Origin of the sequence: Thermococcus sp. (assembly GCF_026988555.1) — an archaeon.
Classification (GTDB): Archaea; Methanobacteriota_B; Thermococci; order Thermococcales; family Thermococcaceae; genus Thermococcus.
Genome location: NZ_JALSLB010000020.1, coordinates 1 through 3,641 on the forward strand (window position 1 = coordinate 1; position 3,641 = coordinate 3,641).

The 3,641-nt window shown below is 50.9% G+C and carries 3 protein-coding genes and 1 pseudogene; 2 read left to right on the top strand and 2 right to left on the bottom strand.

Annotation, left to right across the window (positions count from 1 at the left end; translation table 11 throughout):
• Positions 1-193: pseudogene (locus tag MVK60_RS02455) on the bottom strand (topoisomerase); the annotation flags it as partial.
• Between the two features lie 48 nt (positions 194-241).
• Positions 242-961 (bottom strand): DNA/RNA nuclease SfsA, encoded by a 720-nt coding sequence (gene sfsA, locus MVK60_RS02460; RefSeq protein ID WP_297436116.1) that lies wholly within the window; start codon positions 959-961, stop codon positions 242-244.
• Positions 962-1,072: 111 nt separating this feature from the next.
• Here sfsA and MVK60_RS02465 point away from each other — a divergent pair, with 111 nt between their 5' ends.
• A complete protein-coding gene (locus MVK60_RS02465) occupies positions 1,073-2,428 on the top strand; it encodes an ATP-binding protein (protein ID WP_297436118.1) in 1,356 nt (451 codons plus the stop codon).
• A gap of 51 nt (positions 2,429-2,479) precedes the next feature.
• Positions 2,480-3,526, top strand: coding sequence for a M42 family metallopeptidase (locus MVK60_RS02470; protein ID WP_297436120.1), 1,047 nt, complete (start codon positions 2,480-2,482; stop codon positions 3,524-3,526).
• Positions 3,527-3,641 lie beyond the last annotated feature (115 nt).

Consider the following 3,641-nt stretch of genomic DNA (forward strand, 5'->3'; position numbering starts at 1 on the left):
CGGCATCCGTTGCTATGATGAGCAGATCTGCCCCTGCGGCCGCACTTTTTGCTATCTCGATGTTGGTCGTTGGAATTATTGAGGAGATTGTGATGCTGTACTCGCTTCCCAGAGCGAGACCCTGAAGTGCCTTGCTTACAACCTCAACATCGCTCGCTCCTTCAACCAGAATCCTTACATCAACTATGGTCATTCCTTTCACCCCACGGGGTCTTACCCCGGATGGAATACGGCAGGGTCTTTAAAAGTTCTCCGCCAGCTCGATCTGGAGGTCTGGATTTTCGATTATCACATCCCCGCCGGGGAGGAGGGATATACTCATGGCGTGGACTTCAACGCCGGCCTTCCCAGCCTCGGCAAGAAGTCGGGTTATCTCGGGGTCACCTCTTTCGTAGGGTCGGAATTTCTCAACGCCTGGCAAGGCACCTACAAAGAAAATCATCGCCCTATTTCCCTTTTTCGAAAGTTCCACCAGTTCCTTGATGTGCTTTTGGCCTCTCAGCGATGGACAGTCCGGGTACATTGCGTATTCCCCGTTTTTTCCGCCGCGCAGAACGGCGCTCTTCATCTCGGCGTAGATTTCTCCCGAGGGGCATTCAAAGAGGTAATCGAGCCTTGATTTTCCAACTGTGATTTCCTTCCTCTTTATCCGGCAGTCCCTGAGCCAGGGGATTAGGTTAAGCTCCAAAGCCCTCTCGAAGGCTTTAGCTTGAGTTCGTGTGTCTATTATCGCCCCTTTTCCTCCCAGGTCCTCGAAGGCGATGAGGATAAAATCGGTCTTTCCACCGCTCTTCGGCAGACAGAAGGCTTTCCTTCCGGGGGTCATGAACTCCTCTAGGCGGCCGGTGTTGGTTACCAAAGCCTTCCTAACCTCGCCTTCAACTTCAACCAGTGCCACGAAGCGGTTGAGCCTTTTGAGGAAGGTGCAGGGAACGGGGTTGAACTTTAGTAGAACGTTCATGACCTAACGTCAGAGCACTGAAATATAAGCTTTTGGAATAGCTAACCGGGATGCATGTATCTTTCGAAAATTTTATATCCTGTTACAGGATAATCCAGTTGGTGGATACAAATGCGGTTCTACGACAGGGAAAACGAGATGGAGTCTCTGCAGAAAGCGTTGAGACTGTCTAACTCCAGACTTGTCGTCGTGACTATAACCGGACGTCGGCGTGTTGGAAAAACACGGCTGGTGAGAGAATTCTTTGGCAGGACTGATACTACTTATCTGGACTTTTTCTTTTCGGTCAAAAGCGAGAGATTACTCTTAGAGGATTTTTCAAGAGAGATAAAGACGAAATTGGGCTATTCTCCAAGGTTTGGAAGTTTTTCAGAGATGTTTGAATATCTGGAAGTTTCCAATGTTGAAGCCATCTTCTTCGATGAGTTTCAAAACGTGCTCCGTGTAGATCCTGCCATAGCCTTTGATCTCCAGCGTTTTATTGACCGGAACGGAGATAAGCCCCTTCTGCTGATCCTATCCGGTTCATACTTAGGAATGATGAAAAGACTGCTGATGTCTCGAAAGGCCCCTCTCTACGGCAGGAGCACCCTTTTCATAGAGCTACAACCCCTACGGCCAAGATGGGTTTTCAGGATGCTCAAAGACCTTGGAGTCGAAGATCCAATCTCGCGGATTGAGTTTTATGGCATTTTTGGTGGAATCCCAAAATACTACGAACTGCTTGAAGTTTTCGAAACCAAGGAGCCTTTGGGCATTATTATGGAGGGGGTTCGATACTCCACAGTCCTCTCGGCAGAGGGGGAAGGACTCTTGATGGATGAGTTTGGGAAAGCCTACAGAACCTATTTCTCCATCCTTGAAGCAATAGCCTCGGGAAAAAACAGGCTCGTCGAGATTGCCAACGCTGTTGGGATGAAGCCCGGGAGCATTACCAAATATCTCGAAGCATTGGAGGACTACTACGGAATAATAACCCGGGAAAGGCCCATCCTCGGTGGTAGACGTTCGAGGTATGTAATCAGCGACTACTTCCTGAACTTCTGGTTCAGCATGATAGAACCAAATCGCCGGCACATTGAAGTAGGGGATTTTAATGCGTTTATGAGAAACATCGGGAGAAGATTTCCGGGGTTTTTTGGGAGGGTCTTCGAGAGGGTTGTAAGAGACATTCTTCACGACTTAAACGGAGACCTCATCACATTTGACCTGATTGGGCCCCACTGGGGACGAAATTATGAAATAGACCTTGTTGCCGTTGATAACAAAGATAAAACCGCCACGTTCATAGAAACGAAATGGAAGTCCAATGTTGATGGGCCGAGGGAGATCAGCAGGCTTATCACAAAGTCACACAACCTCCAGTGGAGGGGAGAAAAGCGTTACTTCCTCATAGCAAAGAGCTTCCGCAGGGAGTGTGATGGCTGCATCACCGTTGAGGAACTGCTGGAACACCTAAAACCTTAAATATCCCGGCCGTGACCATTTAGATGGAAATCTAAACGGAAGGTGATGAAGATGGTGGACTACGAGCTTCTCAAGAAGATAGTTGAAGCCCCTGGAGTTTCTGGCTACGAGTTCCTCGGCGTTAGAGACGTCGTTGTGGAAGCCTTCAAGCCCTACGTTGACGAGATTAAGGTTGACAAGCTCGGCAACGTCATAGCCCACAAAAAAGGAAATGGCCCAAAGGTCATGCTGGCGGCACACACGGATCAGATCGGCCTCATGGTGACCCACATCGAGAAGAACGGTTTCCTCCGCGTTGCGCCCGTTGGAGGCGTTGACCCGAGGACGCTCATCGCCCAGCGCTTCAAGGTCTGGATTGGTAAGGAGAAGTTCATCTACGGTGTCGGTGGCTCCGTTCCACCCCACATCCAGAAGCCGGAGGAGAGGAACAAGGCCCCAACCTGGGAGCAGGTCTTCATAGACATAGGCGCGGAGAGCAAGGAAGAGGCAGAGGAGATGGGCGTTAAGGTTGGCACGATAATAACGTGGGACGGCCGCTTAGAGCGCCTTGGGAAGCACAGGCTCGTCAGCATAGCCTTCGACGACAGGATAGCCGTTTACACCCTCGTCAAGGCCGCCCAGGAGCTTGGAGAGACCGATGCAAACATATACTTCGTTGCAACGGTTCAGGAAGAGGTCGGCCTTCGCGGAGCGAGGGTTTCCGCCTTTGGAATAGACCCCGACTACGGCTTTGCCATAGACGTTACCATAGCGGCCGACGTTCCCGGAACGCCGGAGCACAAGCAGGTCACCCAGCTCGGCAAGGGAACCGCGATAAAGATAATGGATCGCTCCGTCATCTGCCACCCGACGATTGTGAGGTGGATGGAGGAATTAGCTAAGAAGCACGAGATTCCGTACCAGTGGGACATCCTCCTCGGTGGAGGAACCGATGCGGGAGCGATACACCTGAACAAGGCCGGCGTTCCGACCGGTGCGATAAGCGTTCCCGCTCGCTATATCCACTCAAACACTGAAGTGGTAGACGAGCGCGACGTCGATGCCGGTGTCAAGCTGATGGTCAAGGTTCTTGAGCACATAAATGAGCTCAGGATTTGATCTCATCCACTTCTTTTTCCAGGAGTTTCTGGGAGGCGGGTTCTTTCTCCCATTTGTAGAGGAAGTAGGCCAGCCCTACGAAAATCCCCGCAACCATAAACGGCCATTTTGAGGG

Bases quoted from the DNA above. Each gene is read 5' to 3' on its own strand.
- sfsA (WP_297436116.1), bottom strand. From the start codon at position 961: ATGAACGTTCTACTAAAGTTCAACCCCGTTCCCTGCACCTTCCTCAAA.
- MVK60_RS02465 (WP_297436118.1), top strand. From the start codon at position 1,073: ATGCGGTTCTACGACAGGGAAAACGAGATGGAGTCTCTGCAGAAAGCG.
- MVK60_RS02470 (WP_297436120.1), top strand. From the start codon at position 2,480: ATGGTGGACTACGAGCTTCTCAAGAAGATAGTTGAAGCCCCTGGAGTT.